The sequence below is a fragment of the Micromonospora sp. NPDC005194 genome, assembly GCF_040608335.1.
Taxonomy (GTDB): domain Bacteria; phylum Actinomycetota; class Actinomycetes; order Mycobacteriales; family Micromonosporaceae; genus Micromonospora.
Genome location: NZ_JBEXIA010000003.1, coordinates 52448 through 66569, shown reverse-complemented (window position 1 = coordinate 66569; position 14122 = coordinate 52448). Strand labels below are relative to the sequence as shown.

Genomic DNA, 14122 nt, shown 5'->3' with positions numbered 1-14122 from the left:
GGGTGGGGCGACTAGCGTGGATCACGTCCGTGGCGTCGTCACGGTGCGGGGGAAACAGCGGAGGTACACGTGCTGCGGTTCGGCTTGTTCGGTACCGGTCACTGGGCGATCGAGACGCACGGTAAGGCGCTGCACGCACACCCGGACGCGGAACTGGTCGGCGTGTGGGGGCGTAACCCCGAGCGGGCGTCCGCGCTGGCCGAGCGGTACGGGGTGCCCGCCTACGCCGAGGTCGACGCGCTGATCGAACAGTGCGAAGCGATCGCTGTCGCGCTGCCGCCGGACATTCAGGCCGACATCGCGGTCCGTGCCGCCACCGCCGGCCGTCACCTGCTGCTGGACAAGCCACTGGCGCTCTCCGTCGAGGACGCCGACCGGGTGGTCGCCGCCGCCGAGGCGTCCGGGGTCGCCTCGGTCGTGTTCTTCACCCAGCGGTTCCAGCCCAACGTCACCGCGTTCCTCGCCGCGACCGCCGCCGCCGGAGGCTGGCAGCACGGCCGCACCACCGCCTTCGCGTCGATCTTCCAGGAGGGCAGCCCGTACGGCGGCTCCCTGTGGCGTCGCGAGCACGGCGCGCTCTGGGACATCGCCCCGCACGCGCTCTCCATCCTCCTGCCGGTGCTGGGGCGGGTGACCCAGGTGGCGGCGATGGACGGACCGAGCGGGATGGTGCACCTGCTGCTCACCCACGAGGGCGGCGCCACCAGCAGCGCCTCGCTGTCCCTGGATTCCCCGCGTGAGGCGATGGCCCGGGAGTTCGTGTTCTACGGCGAGAACGGGATCGAGACCGTCCCGGTCGGCGAGAACGACGCTGCCACGGCGTTCGGTGTCGCGATCGACCAGCTCGTCGAGCAGGTGCGCACCGGCACCCGCGACCACCGCTGCGACGTCCGCTTCGGCCGCGAGGTCGTCACGATCCTCGCCGCCGCCGAAACCGCCCGCGCCGAATCCCGCACCATCCCCCTCCAGTAACCCCACCCACCCCACACCCTCGTGATCAAGAGGTTTGCGTCACGACACGCCGTGCCGCGTGACCCAAACCTCTTGATCACCGCGGCAAGCCGGCGGGGAGACCGCGGCAAGTCGGCGGGGAGCCGGCGGGGAGGCCGGGCGGGGCGGGGGCGGGGGGAAATGGGTGGGGGGTTGGGGTGGGGGTCGGTAGGGTGGTGGGCATGTTCACGCATGCCCTGATCGAGGGGGTCGGTACGTCGGCCGCCTGGGGTGCCCTGCTGGTGTCCCGTCCGCGTGTCCGGCGTCCGGCCCTGACGGGCTGGGACGTGACCTGCCGCTGATCGGTCCACTTCGCGGTGCGCTGGGGCTGTCGCCCCGCCGCCGCTGATCCTTCGCCACGGCACGAGGCTGTCGCCTCGTCATCGCGTACCCGCGCATCGTCCAGGGCCGTCCGAGTCCCGATCCACTCGGACAGGTCCGGCAATTCCGGCTGCCTGTCCAGCCCGTCGCCGAGCGGCGACAGACAGGACGACGACCCGTGGCGCCTCGCCCGTTTCGATCAACCGAACGCGACCGGTCCCGTCGCGTACTCAGCCAGAACTTTCTCGTCGACCGTGCGGCCGTCCAGCGGGTCATCCGCGCCGCCGACCCCGATCCGGCCGGGCTCCTGCTGGAGGTCGGCGCGGGCCGGGGGCAGCTCACCCGTCCGCTCGCGGCCCGGTGTGGGCGGCTGACGGCGTACGAGGTGGACCCGGCCGTCCGCGGCGCGTTGGCCGCCGTCTGCGCGGAGCTGTCCAACGTGGAGCACCGGCAGGCGGACTTCCTGGCCGCCGAGCCGCCACCGGAACCGTTCGCGGTGGTCGGCAACATCCCGTGGTCGCTGACCTCCGCCGTGGTGCGGTGGTGCCTGGCCGCGCCCCGGTTGCGGTCCGCGACCCTGCTCACCCAGCTGGAGTACGCGCGCCGGCGCAGTGGCGACTACGGCCGGTGGACCCGGCTCACCGTCTCGACCTGGCCGGAGTTCGGGTGGCGGCTGGCGGGGCGGGTGCCGCGTACCGCGTTCCGGCCGGTGCCGGCGGTCGACGCCGGGATCCTGCGCATCGAACGGCGGCCGGAGCCGCTGCTGCCGGTGGCGGCTCTGCCGGCGTACCGAAGGCTCGTGGGGTGGGGTTTCGAGGGCGTCGGCGGCTCGCTCGCCGCGACCCTGCGCCGGCACCACCCGCCGGCCCGGGTCGCGGCCGCCCTGCGCGCGACGCGGATCGCGTCGGACACCCCCGTGGGGTACGTCTGGCCGGAGCAGTGGCTGGTGCTGTTCCGGCTGCTGCACGCGCGGTGACCGGCCGGTCAGGCGAGGGTGATCAGCGCCTCGCTCAGCTCGGCCGGGGACTCGAACTGTTCGGCCGGCAACGCCTGCAACATCTGCAACAGGGCCGTGCTGGCCCCGTTCTCCTGCCCCCAACGGACGAGGTCCTCGCGGGAGACCGGGTAGTCGAGCCCGGCCAGGTACTCCTGCAACTGCACGCCGGTGACGGTCATGCCGGTCGGCTACCCGCTCGCCGCCCCCGTACACGCGCACGGCGTGTCGGTGGGCGACGCGCCGACGGTTTGCCGGCGCGACCGCCGGGTAGCCGCTGCCATGCTGGTTCAGCGGCTCGGCGCGCCGAGCGACTTCGACCCGTTGCTGGAGCGCGTCCGGGACGCCCGGGTGGTGATGATCGGCGAGTCCACCCACGGCAGCTACGACTACTACCGGCTGCGCGAGCAGCTCACCCGTCGGCTGATCGCGGAGTGCGGCTTCTCGTTCGTGGCCGTGGAGGGCGACTGGCCGGACTGCGACCGGGTGCACCGCTCGGTCACCGCCGCGCCGGGCGGGGCCCACGATCCACAGTTGGCGCTGGAGGGCTTCGAGCGGTGGCCGACCTGGATGTGGGCGAACGCCGAGGTGGCGCGCTTCTGCCGCTGGCTGCGAGCGTGGAACCTGGAGCGGCCGGAGGACGGGCGGGCGGGCTTCCACGGGCTCGACGTCTACAGCCTCTGGGAGTCGATGCAGGCGATCTTCGACTACCTGGGGGAGGAGGACCCGACCTCGTTGGAGGCGGCGCAGGACGCGTACCGGTGCTTCGAGCCGTACGGCAAGCGGGTCGAGGAGTACGGCGCGGCCAGCCGCTTCGTCTCGGCCCGCTGCGAGGAGGAGGTCGTCCGGCTGCTGGCGCGTACCCGGGAACAGGCCATGTCGGACGGCCCGGACCGCTTCTCGGCCTGGCAGAACGCGGAGGTGGTGGCCGGCGCGGAGCGTTACTACCGGGCGATGGTGGCCGGCGGCCCGGACTCGTGGAACATCCGTGACACCCACATGCAGGACACCCTGGACCGGCTGCTGCAACGCTACGGCCCGGACGCCCGCGGGATCGTCTGGGCGCACAACACGCACGTGGGCGACGCGCGGGCCACCGACATGGCCGCGGACGGCATGGTCAACATTGGTCAGTTGGCCCGCGAGCGGCACGGCGACGACGCGGTGGCGTTGGTCGGGTTCGGCACCTACCGGGGCACGGTGATCGCCGCTCCCCGGTGGGGTTCGCCCGCCGAGGCGATGGTGGTGCCGCCGGCGCGGGAGGGTTCGGTGGAGCGGCGGTTGCACGAGCTGATGCCGGAGCGGGCGGTGCTCGTCTTCGGCGGCGACGACCAGCCGGGCTGGGTCACCGAACCCGTGGATCACCGGGCGATCGGGGTGGTCTACGACCCGTCCTTCGAGTCCTGGGGCAACTACGTGCCGACCCGGCTGGGCGAACGCTACGACGCCTTCATCTGGTGCGACGAGACGACTGCCCTGCACCCGCTGGCGGTCCCCGCCGTGCCCGGTGAGATGGAGACGTACCCGGCCGGCGTGTGAGCAGTGCCGAAAGGTGCGGCGCCCGAGCGGGCGCCGCACCTTTCGTGGTCGGGACGGATCAGACCCGGGTGGGGGTCTGGGTCGTCAGGTGGGTACGGAGCCCCTCGCCCTCGATGTCGACGTTCGGCAGGGCGCGGGAGAGCCAGCGGGGCAGCCACCAGGCGCGGTCACCGAGCAGGGACATCACGGCCGGGACGATGGTCATGCGGACCACGAAGGCGTCGATGGCCACGCCGATGGCCAGCGCGAAGCCCATCGACTTGATCACCGGGTCATCGAGGAAGACGAAGCCCCCGAACACCGAGATCATGATCAACGCGGCGGCGGTGACCACGCGGGCGCCGTGCCCCATGCCGCTGATCGTGGCCTGGCGGGCGGTCTCGCCGTGCACGAAGTCCTCGCGCATCCGGGACACCAGGAACACCTCGTAGTCCATCGCGAGCCCGAACAGGATGCCGATGAGCAGGATCGGCAGGAAGCTGATCAGCGGACCGGGCGTGTCCAGGCCCACCAGGTCGGCGAGGTGCCCCTGCTGGAACACCGCCACCGTGATGCCGAACGTGGCGGCGACGGTGAGCAGGAAGCCCAGCGCGGCCTTGACCGGCACCAGCAGCGAACGGAACACCAGCATCAGCAGCAGGACCGAGAGCCCGACCACCAGCAGCAGGTAGACCGGCAGCGCGTCGGAGAGCTTCTCGGAGACGTCGATGCCGATCGCGGTGACGCCGGTGAGCAGCACGTCCGCGTCGCGGATCCCGCTCACCGAGTCCCGGATGTCGTGCACCACCGTCTCGGTGGCCTCGTCGGTCGGGCCGGTCTTCGGCACCACGCCGAGCAGCGCCGTCCGGCCGTCCGGGCTGAGTTGGGCGGGCGCCACCGCGAGGACGTTCTCGGTGCGCTGGAGCAGCGCGGTGACCTGCGGTACGGCGGCCGAGGTGGCCTGCGGCGAGTCACCGGCGACGACGACCGCCAGTCGACCGGTGAAGCCCGCGCCGAAGCCCTCGGTGATCAGGTCGTTCGACACCCGGGCCGGCGAGCCGACGGCCGCCGTCGAGGCGTCCGGCAGCGCCAGCCGCATGTCCGGCGTGGGCAGCGCGAGCAGCCCCAGGCCGAGCAGGCCGACCAGGATGACAGGTACGCGGAACCGGGTGACGAACCGCGCCCAGCGGAAGCCGAAGCGGGACCGGTCCTCGGTGGCCGCGTTCGTCTCGTTGGCCGCTCCGCTGGCGGTGGCGGCCGTCTCGTCGGTGGGGACGGCGCGCAGCCGGCGGGGGAGAACCCGGCGTCCGGCGAAGCCGAGCAGCGCCGGCTGGAGGGTGATGGCGACGAGCACGGCCACGGTGACGGTGCCGGCGGCGGCGAGACCCATCACGGTGAGGAACGGGATGTCCACCACGGCCAGTCCGGCGAGCGCGATGACGACGGTGGCGCCCGCGAAGACAACGGCGGAGCCGGCGGTGCCCACGGCCCGGCCGACGGCCTCGTCCGGGGGCAGACCGTCGAGCAGGTTCTGCCGGTGCCGGGAGGTGATGAACAGCGAGTAGTCGATGCCCACGGCGAGGCCGAGCATCAGCGCCAGGATCGGCGCCGTGCTGGTCAACTGGACGACGCCACTCAGCGCGAACAGCCCGGCCATGCCGGCGCCCACGCCGATCAGCGCGTTGAGCATGGTCATCCCGGCGGCCACCAGCGAGCCGAAGGTGATGATCAGGACGATCGCGGCGACCACGACGCCGAGCGCCTCGGTCGAGCCGATCTCCGGCTCCCCGCCCAGCACCTCGCCGCCCGGGGCGACCTGCCAACCCTGTGCCTTCGCCGCCGCGCCGACCTGCTCGTACGCGGCCTTCTGGTCGTCGGTCACCTCGTCCGCGCCGGTGGCGAACTGGACCTGGACCAGCGCGTACCGCCCGTCGGGCGAGACCGCGCCGACCTGGAGCGGGTTGACCGCGCCGACCACGCCGGGCAGCGTCCCGGCCTGCTGGACCAGCTCCTGCACCACGGCCTGGCCCTGTGGGGTGCCGAGTTGGCCGTCTCCGGGTGCCTTGACCGCGATGGTGCCGGTCGCGCCGCTGGCCGCCGGGAACTGCTCGGCGAGCAGGTCGAGAGCGCGCTGGCTCTCGGTGCCGGGCATGGTGAAGTTGCTCGCCGTCGGGCCGCGCAGGGTCGCCGCGGCCAGACCGGCGCCGACGAGTACGACGAGCCAGAGCGCGACGACGAGCCGTCGCCGGCGAAACGCGCCCCGGCCGAGCCGGTAGAGCAGGGTGGCCATCAGGAGTCCTTGTCCTCGGTCGTGGGTGGATGGGTCAGGGGTGCGTCGACGGGTTCGACGGCCCGCCGGACGAGGGCGAGCAGGGCGGCGCGCAGTTCGTCGTCGGGGATGTCGGCGAACTCGGCGCACGCCTCGGAGATGCCGGCCAGCAGCACCAGCGCGGCGATCCGGGCGCCCGGACGATCGGAGTGCCCGGCCAACGCGTCGCGCAGCCGGTCGGAGATCTCCTGGATGTGCGCGAACGCCGGCTGGCACAGCAGCTCGGGGAATTCACCGCGCAGCACCGCGATCTCCCGCCGGAACCGGACCGCGAGGTCGACGAAGCCCGCCGCGGCGACCTCCTGGGCGGCCGCGCCGGTCCGGCCGGTGAGCTGGTCGTCGAGGTCGCGCAGCACGCCGATCGCGGGTGCCATCAGCTCGGCGAGCAGGGCTTCCTTGTTGGCGAAGTGGTAGAGCACGGTGGCCTTGGAGCAGCCGACCTCGCGGGCGATGTCCTGCAACGAGGTGCCCCGGTAGCCGGTCACCGCGAACCGTCGCGCCGCCGCGGCGAGGATCTCGCCGTGCGTCTCGGACACCGCTCTGGCCATCACCGGTCCACCTCCGTGAACCAGCATGCCTGACCGATCGGTCAGACCCTGACCGATCGGTCAGAAGAACGTGGTGGCGTTCCCCACACCGGGGTCTGGTTTAGCCGGCGCGCTCGGCGTCGTACCTGGTCCGCGCCTCGGCGATGGCCCGGCGGTGCCGTTCGGCCCAACTGGTCAGCGCCACCAGCGACTCGTACAGCTCCAGCGCCATCGGCGTGGCCGTGTACTCCACCTTCGGCGGAACGGTCGGATAGACCGTGCGGTGCAGCAGGCCGTCGCGCTCCAGGTTGCGCAGGGTCAGGGTGAGCATCCGGCGGCTGATGCCCTCGATGTGCCGCTCCAGCTCGGTGAAGCGCACCGGGCCGTTCGACGCGGCCACCAGGATGCCGATGCTCCACTTGCCGCCGACCCGGTCCAGCACCTCGCGGACGGTGCACGCCCGAGCCTGCCCGGGGGTGAACGGCACGTTCCCGGCGGCGCAGGTGAACTCCGCCTCGACCTGCGCGGACACATCGCTGTTCCTCTGGGACATCACAGTGCCTCCTTCCGCTCCGGCTCATGGTCACAGACGATGACCTCGGTAACAAACCGTGCACCAAGGAGGCATCCGATGGACCGTACCGTCCCGGCCCGCTGGCCGGCCCTGCTCGTGCTCTGCGCCGGCAGCCTGATGATCATCCTGGACGGCAGTGTCGTGTCGGTGGCCCTGCCCTCCGTGCAACGCGACCTGGGCTTCACCGCCGCCGGACTGGCCTGGGTGGTCAACGCCTACCTGGTGGCGTTCGGCGGGCTGCTGCTGCTCGCCGGCCGCCTCGGCGACCTGCTCGGCCGGCGTCGGGTCTTCCTGGCCGGCGTCGTGCTGTTCACCCTGGCCTCGCTGGCCTGCGCGACGGCCACCGGACCGGCCCTGCTCGTCGGCGCGCGGTTCGGCCAGGGCGTCGGCGGCGCGCTCGCCATGGCGGTCAGCCTCGGGATGATCGTCCGGCTCTATCCCGAGTCGGTCGAGCGGGCCCGCGCCATCGCCGTCTTCAGCTTCACCGGGGCGGCCGGCGCCACGATCGGCACGGTCGCCGGCGGGGTGCTCACCGAGTTGGCCGGTTGGCGTTCGATCTTCCTGGTGAACCTGCCGATCGGGGCGGCGATCCTGCTCGCCGCCGTCCGCCAACTCCCCGCCGAACGGGGCATCGGCCTGCGGGCCGGCCTCGACGTGCCCGGCGCCCTGCTGGCCACCGCCGGCCTGATGGCCGCCGTGCTGGGCATCGTGGGGACCGGTGAGCACGGCTGGACCAGCCCGCGGACCCTCGGTGCGGCGGTGCTCGCGGCGCTGCTGCTCGGCGGCTTCGCCGTACGCCAACGGGTGGCGGCGACTCCGCTGCTGCCGGCGCGGGTGCTGCGCGTGCCGGGCCTGGTCGCGGCCAACGCGGTGCAGTTCCTCATGGTCGCCGCGTACTTCGGCTTCCAGTTCCTGCTCGCCGTCGAGCTGCAACTCGTGCTCGGGCTGGACGCGGCGACCACCGGCTGGGCCTTCCTGCCCACCCCGGTGGTGATCGCGGTGGTGTCGCTCGGCCTGGCCGGTCGGCTGATCGGCCGGTGGGGCGCCCGGAGCGTGCTGCTGGTCGGGTTGAGCCTCGCGATCATCGGCTTCCTGCTGCTCGCCCGGTTGCCCGCCGACGGTCGCTACCTCGCCGACGTACTCCCCGCGCTGGTGGTCTTCGGCGTGGCCGGCGGCCTGACCCTGCCGGCGGTCACCACGCTGGCCATGGTTGGCGCGACCGACGCCGACGCCGGGCTGGCGTCCGGGTTGGCCAACACCACCCAGCAGGTCGGCGGGGCGGTCGGCCTGGCCGCGCTGGCGACCCTGGCCGCGGCCCGCAGCGACGGCCTCCGGGCCGCCGGTCGGGCCGAGGCGGTGGCGCTGGCCGGTGGCTACCGGGTCGCGTACGCCGTGGCCGCCGCTCTGGTGCTCGCCGCGTTGCTGGTGGCGCTGGGCACGCTGCCCCGCCGCCCGGCCGGCCAGCGGCCCGACGTCGGAGCGCCGGTCGACGACGGCGGGCAGCGGAATCGTTCGGTGTCCAAGCGCCGCGTCCGGTTGACCGACGACGCCGGGGCCGGGAGGGTGATCGGGTGAGTGAGGCTGACGAGACCCGCGACGGCGTGGCCCTGACCAACCTGGACCAGCCGCTGTCCGACCGGGACGACGCGACCAAACGCGACCTGGTCGATTACCTCGACGCGGTCCGGGAGCCGATCATCGGGCAGCTGCGGGACCGTCCGCTGTCGGTGATCCGGGTCCGCCCCGGCCAGCCGCCGTTCATGCAGAAGAACCTGCCCCGCTACACCCCGGAGTGGGTCCGCCGGGTGCCGGTCTGGGCCGAGGCGTCGCACCGGGAGATCTCGTACGCCCTCTGCGACGACCGGCGCACCCTGCTCTGGTTCGCCAACCAGCGGGCCGTCGAGTACCACCCGACGCTGGCCACCGTGGCGGATCTGCACCGACCGACGCACCTGGTGCTCGACCTGGACCCGCCCGAGGGCGACGGGTTCCGCGCGGCCGTCGTCGCCGCCCTGCTGGTCCGCCAGGCGCTCGCCGACGCCGGCCTCGCCGGGGCCGTCAAGACCAGCGGCGCCAAGGGCGTGCACGTCTTCGTCCCGGTGACTGGTGACCCCACCGCCGAGGAGTTGGCCGCCGCCACCCGGGCGCTCGCCGTCCGCGCCGAGCGGCTGGACCCGGCGCTGGCCACCACGGCGTACATCAAGGAAGACCGCGGCGGGAAGGTCTTCGTGGACGCCACCCGAGCCGGCGGAGCGACGGTCGTGGCCGCGTACAGCCCGCGACTGCGGCCCGGAATGCCGGTCTCCTTCCCGGTCGACTGGTCCGACCTGACCGAGGTGACCCCGGCGGACTTCACCATCCGGACGGTGCCGCCACTGGTCGACGGGACCGACCCGTGGGTCGCGCTGATGCCGGCGCCGCAGGCGCTCCCCGCCGACCTCGTCGCGGAGGGCCGGACCATCCCGGTGGCCCGGGTGCAGGCCATGCACGAGGGCAAGCGCCGGGCCCGCGCCCGCCGCGAGACCGGCTGACGGTACGCGCCGTTTCCTTGATCGAGCACGATCATCGGAGGCGCGCGGTCCTCGACGGTCCATGTCGTCGGGGGTCTGTGGCACGATTTTCCAGGTGACCAGCCGATCCGCCGAGAGTCAGCGCCTGAGCGATCTCGCGCGGCTGCGCCGCGTCCGCGACCGCATCGACCGGGAGTACGCGCAGCCGTTGGACGTCGAGGCGCTCGCCCGGGGCGTCCACATGTCGGCCGGGCACCTCAGTCGGGAGTTCCGGCTCGCCTACGGCGAATCTCCGTACAGCTATCTCATGACCCGGCGCGTGGAGCGCGCCATGGCGCTGCTGCGTCGCGGCGACCTGAGCGTCACCGATGTCTGTTTCGCGGTCGGCTGCTCGTCGCTCGGCACCTTCAGCACCCGCTTCACCGAGCTGGTCGGTGTGCCGCCCAGCACCTACCGGCGGGAGGCGGCGCTCGCGACGGCCGGGCTGCCGTCGTGCACGGCGAAGCAGGTGACCAGACCGGTCAGGAATCGAGAAGCGCAGGTCACGCCGCCACCCCTAGCGTGACTGCCACGGGTCGGGTCGGGTCGGCGCGGCGAGCCGCGTCGGCCGTGACCCCGGGGCCCCGCCCGCCCGAGAAGATGGAGACACCATGAGCAAGGCCACGGACCCGCCCGCGGCGCACGTCGCCGACCGGCACGACCTGATCCGGGTGCAGGGCGCGCGCGTGAACAACCTCAAGGACGTCACGGTCGAGCTTCCGAAGCGCCGACTGACGGTGTTCACCGGGGTCTCCGGCTCCGGCAAGAGCTCGCTGGTGTTCGGCACCATCGCGGCCGAGTCGCAGCGGATGATCAACGAGACCTACAGCGCCTTCGTGCAGGGCTTCATGCCGACGCTGACCCGGCCCGAGGTCGACGTGCTGGACGGGCTGACCACCGCGATCATCGTCGACCAGGAGCGGATGGGCGCGAACGCCCGCTCCACGGTCGGCACCGCCACCGACGCCAACGCGATGCTGCGCATCCTCTTCAGCCGGCTCGGGCAGCCGCACATCGGCTCGCCGAACGCGTTCTCCTTCAACGTCCCCTCGGTCCGGGCGACCGGCGCGATCACGGTGGAGCGCGGCGCGGGCCGGACGAAGACCGAGAAGGCGACCTTCAACCGTCTCGGCGGCATGTGTCCGCGCTGCGAGGGCATGGGCGCGGTCACCGACTTCGACCTGTCGGCGCTGTACGACGACAGCAGGTCGCTCAACGAGGGCGCGATCACGATCCCCGGCTACAGCATGGAGGGCTGGTACGGCCGGATCTTCCGGGGCTGCGGCTACTTCGACCCGGACAAGCCGATCCGCAAATACACGAAGAAGGAGTTGCAGGACCTGCTCCACCGGGAGCCGACCAAGATCAAGGTCGACGGCATCAACCTGACGTACGTCGGCCTCATCCCGCAGATCCAGAAGTCGTTCCTCGCCAAGGACATCGACACGCTGCAACCGCACATCCGCGCCTTCGTCGACCGTGCGGTGACGTTCACGACCTGCCCCGACTGCGGCGGCACCCGGCTCAGCGCGGAGGCCCGGTCGTCGAAGATCGAGGGCAAGAACATCGCCGACGTCTGCGCGATGCAGATCAGCGACCTGGCGGCCTGGGTCCGGGGCATCAGGGAGCCGTCGGTGGCGCCGCTGCTCACCGGGCTGCAACACCTCCTCGACTCGTTCGAGGAGATCGGGTTGGGCTACCTGTCGCTCGACCGGCCCTCGGGCACGCTCTCCGGTGGCGAGGCGCAGCGCACCAAGATGATCCGCCACCTCGGGTCGTCGCTCACCGACGTCACGTACGTCTTCGACGAACCGACGATCGGGCTGCACCCGCACGACATCGCGCGGATGAACGGCCTGCTGCTGCGCCTGCGGGACAAGGGCAACACCGTCCTGGTGGTGGAGCACAAGCCGGAGGCGATCGCCATCGCCGACCACGTCGTCGATCTCGGGCCGGGCGCCGGCACCGCCGGAGGCGAGGTGGTGTTCGAGGGCACCGTCGACGGGCTGCGCGCCAGCGACACGCTGACCGGGCGGCACCTGGACGACCGGGCACGCCTGAAGACATCCGTACGGACGCCGTCGGGTGTGCTGAAGGTGCGGGGCGCGAACACCCACAACCTGCGCGACGTCGACGTCGACATCCCGCTCGGCGTGCTCGTGGTGGTGACCGGTGTGGCCGGTTCGGGAAAGAGTTCGCTGATCCACGGCTCGGTGTCCGACCGCGACGGGGTGGTGTCGGTCGACCAGAGCGCGATCCGCGGCTCCCGCCGGAGCAACCCGGCGACGTACACGGGCCTGCTCGACCCGATCCGCAAGGCGTTCGCGAAGGCCAACGGTGTGAAGCCGGCCCTGTTCAGCGCCAACTCCGAGGGGGCCTGCCCCGGCTGCAACGGCGCCGGCGTCATCTACACCGACCTGGGGATGATGGCCGGTGTCGCCGCCACCTGCGAGGAGTGCGAGGGGAGGCGGTTCCAGGCGTCGGTTCTGGAGTACCGGTTCGGCGGCCGTGACATCAGCGAGGTGCTCGCCATGTCGGTGCGCGAGGCCGAGGCGTTCTTCTCCGCGGGTGAGGCGCGTACGCCCGCCGCGCACGCCATCCTCGACCGGCTCGTCGACGTCGGGCTCGGCTACCTCAGCCTCGGCCAGCCGCTGACCACCCTGTCCGGCGGCGAGCGGCAGCGGCTCAAGCTGGCCACCCGGATGGCCGAGAAAGGCGGCGTGTACGTCCTGGACGAGCCGACCACCGGCCTGCACCTCGCCGACGTCGAGCAACTGCTCGGCCTGCTGGACCGACTGGTCGACTCCGGCAAGTCGGTGATCGTCGTCGAGCATCACCAGGCGGTCATGGCGCACGCCGACTGGATCATCGACCTCGGCCCGGGCGCCGGCCACGACGGCGGCCGGATCGTCTTCGAGGGCACCCCGGCCGATCTCGTCGCCGCCCGCTCCACCCTCACCGGCGAGCACCTGGCGGCGTACGTCGGCACCTGATCATGTGCCGTCCGCCGTCGCCCGATTGTCTACCCGGCCGTCGGTTGGGCGGCGGCGGGCCGCCGTGGCGGCGAGAACCCCGCAGGCGCCGTTCTTGATCCACCGCGCGTCGCCGGTGGGGGTTCGACGCGAGCCGGCGCCGGGGCGTGGGGTCCGGGGCTCGGCCCCGGAGCAGAAATGACAAGCGCCCCAGGTCCGCGCTTCTCAGCGGACATGGAGCGCGAAAGCTTGTGCCCCCGGCAGGATTCGAACCTGCGCCCCCGCCTCCGGAGGGCGGTGCTCTATCCCCTGAGCTACGGGGGCTCAGCGACTGGAGAAGACTAGCAAACCTCCTGGGCGTACGCCGAATCGGTATCGGGTGAGCCGGTCGTGTCGGTGACCGGCCCACCCGGTGCTCAGGCCGCGATCGCCCGCCCGCAACTGGGCAGCGGGTGCAGGACGATCCGTCGGGGCAGCCGGCGCGGCCACTCGTTGCGCGGCCAGGACCCGTCCACGATCAGGTGCACCGTGCGCTGCTCCTCGCCGCTGAGCCGCAGCACGAAGTCGCGGGGGAGCGGCGGGTCGACAGTCGGTGTGGTGATCATGAAGCGCACCCGGCCCCGGGACGACACGGCGGAGATCACGTCGGCCGCCGGCATCGTGCCCCGCAGCCGCACCCGGCCGATCCAGTAGACCTCGGCCAGATGCTCCTGGGCCGTCCGGGTGATCGCCGGGTACTCGCTGCGTACCCAGCGCTCGACCGCGCTGACGCAGAGCCCGCAGGCCCGCTCGCGCGGTTCCCGCGGACCCAACCCCCAGGCCCGCAGGTACGCCCCGACCGCTCCCGCGTCCAGCGGGAGGTCGAACCGGCGCTGGATGAGCGTGGTGAGGCTCTGCCGCGTCCACAGCTCCTCGTCCAGGCCGAACTCGTCGGGGTGAACGCCCCGGAGTGTGTCGATCAGTTCGAGTTCCTGTTCGCGGCTGAGCGTTCCCGGCTCGCCCTGCCGCTGTCCGCGACGGACGGCTGCCACCGCCCCGTCACCGCCGATGGTGTGGCGTCGGCACCAACTGGTGACCGAGCGCCGTGCGTCTCTGAGTGCAACCCCCACGTCTTGGGCAACGAGCACGAATCACAACTGGTCACGATATGTGCGGAGAAAACTCTCTAAGCAACGTAATCGCCTGTCTGACGCAAAACGCCCACAAGGGGCGAGTGTGGGTCGACAGGGGTGCGGGAGCTGCGGGTACGGCCGGCGGGCGCGGCGCCGGTCGCCTTCGACTCGTCGCGTCCGGCGCCAGGTCGCCGATGTGGCGGTGTCCGAACGCCTGGATACCGCCACCTCGCCGA

The 14122-nt window shown here is 72.4% G+C and carries 12 protein-coding genes and 1 tRNA gene; 7 read left to right on the top strand and 6 right to left on the bottom strand.

All coding sequences use genetic code 11. The features are described 5' to 3' along the window. Window positions 1-69 precede the first annotated feature (69 nt). Both ABZU53_RS03315 and erm read left to right on the top strand, forming a co-directional pair. A complete protein-coding gene (locus ABZU53_RS03315; protein WP_354860444.1) occupies window positions 70-972 on the top strand; it encodes a Gfo/Idh/MocA family oxidoreductase in 903 nt (300 codons plus the stop codon). 517 nt (window positions 973-1489) lie between these two features. Next, window positions 1490-2287, top strand: coding sequence for an ErmE/ErmH/ErmO/ErmR family 23S rRNA (adenine(2058)-N(6))-methyltransferase (gene erm, locus ABZU53_RS03310; protein WP_355063584.1), 798 nt, complete (start codon window positions 1490-1492; stop codon window positions 2285-2287). 8 nt (window positions 2288-2295) lie between these two features. On the opposite strand, the gene ABZU53_RS03305 is transcribed toward erm, so the two are convergent. Continuing rightward, window positions 2296-2487 carry a DUF2795 domain-containing protein gene (locus tag ABZU53_RS03305; RefSeq protein ID WP_354860441.1) on the bottom strand — a complete coding sequence of 64 codons (192 nt, stop codon included), beginning with the start codon at window positions 2485-2487 and terminating at the stop codon, window positions 2296-2298. Between the two features lie 100 nt (window positions 2488-2587). Between ABZU53_RS03305 and ABZU53_RS03300 the strand changes: the two genes are divergently transcribed. Further along, window positions 2588-3844 carry an erythromycin esterase family protein gene (locus ABZU53_RS03300; protein ID WP_354860477.1) on the top strand — a complete coding sequence of 419 codons (1257 nt, stop codon included), beginning with the start codon at window positions 2588-2590 and terminating at the stop codon, window positions 3842-3844. 58 nt (window positions 3845-3902) lie between these two features. On the opposite strand, the gene ABZU53_RS03295 is transcribed toward ABZU53_RS03300, so the two are convergent. From ABZU53_RS03295 to ABZU53_RS03285, 3 genes are all read right to left on the bottom strand, one after another. Then, window positions 3903-6113 carry an MMPL family transporter gene (locus ABZU53_RS03295; RefSeq protein ID WP_355063582.1) on the bottom strand — a complete coding sequence of 737 codons (2211 nt, stop codon included), beginning with the start codon at window positions 6111-6113 and terminating at the stop codon, window positions 3903-3905. After that, window positions 6113-6700 carry a helix-turn-helix domain-containing protein gene (locus ABZU53_RS03290; RefSeq protein ID WP_354859238.1) on the bottom strand — a complete coding sequence of 196 codons (588 nt, stop codon included), beginning with the start codon at window positions 6698-6700 and terminating at the stop codon, window positions 6113-6115. Before ABZU53_RS03290 ends, ABZU53_RS03295 begins: the two co-directional genes overlap by 1 nt. A 100-nt stretch (window positions 6701-6800) precedes the next feature. Continuing rightward, a complete protein-coding gene (locus tag ABZU53_RS03285) occupies window positions 6801-7235 on the bottom strand; it encodes a helix-turn-helix domain-containing protein (RefSeq protein WP_354859241.1) in 435 nt (144 codons plus the stop codon). Window positions 7236-7310: 75 nt separating this feature from the next. On the opposite strand from ABZU53_RS03285, the gene ABZU53_RS03280 reads away from it, so the two are divergent. The 4 genes from ABZU53_RS03280 to ABZU53_RS03265 all read left to right on the top strand — a co-directional run bounded on the left by ABZU53_RS03280 (window position 7311) and on the right by ABZU53_RS03265 (window position 12795). Further along, window positions 7311-8828 (top strand): MFS transporter, encoded by a 1518-nt coding sequence (locus tag ABZU53_RS03280; protein WP_355063580.1) that lies wholly within the window; start codon window positions 7311-7313, stop codon window positions 8826-8828. Continuing rightward, a complete protein-coding gene (locus ABZU53_RS03275; RefSeq protein WP_355063578.1) occupies window positions 8825-9784 on the top strand; it encodes an ATP-dependent DNA ligase in 960 nt (319 codons plus the stop codon). Before ABZU53_RS03280 ends, ABZU53_RS03275 begins: the two co-directional genes overlap by 4 nt. A gap of 94 nt (window positions 9785-9878) precedes the next feature. Further along, a complete protein-coding gene (locus ABZU53_RS03270) occupies window positions 9879-10328 on the top strand; it encodes a helix-turn-helix transcriptional regulator (RefSeq protein ID WP_234585913.1) in 450 nt (149 codons plus the stop codon). Between the two features lie 85 nt (window positions 10329-10413). Continuing rightward, entirely contained in the window at window positions 10414-12795 is a 2382-nt protein-coding gene (locus ABZU53_RS03265; protein ID WP_355063576.1) for an excinuclease ABC subunit UvrA, read from the top strand. Between the two features lie 231 nt (window positions 12796-13026). On the opposite strand, the gene ABZU53_RS03260 is transcribed toward ABZU53_RS03265, so the two are convergent. Together ABZU53_RS03260 and ABZU53_RS03255 are read right to left on the bottom strand one after the other, a co-directional pair. Next, window positions 13027-13098, bottom strand: a tRNA-Arg gene (locus tag ABZU53_RS03260). A 92-nt stretch (window positions 13099-13190) separates the two neighbouring features. Next, window positions 13191-13883, bottom strand: a complete 693-nt coding sequence (locus ABZU53_RS03255) for a winged helix-turn-helix domain-containing protein (RefSeq protein WP_266245768.1) — start codon at window positions 13881-13883, stop codon at window positions 13191-13193. Window positions 13884-14122 lie beyond the last annotated feature (239 nt).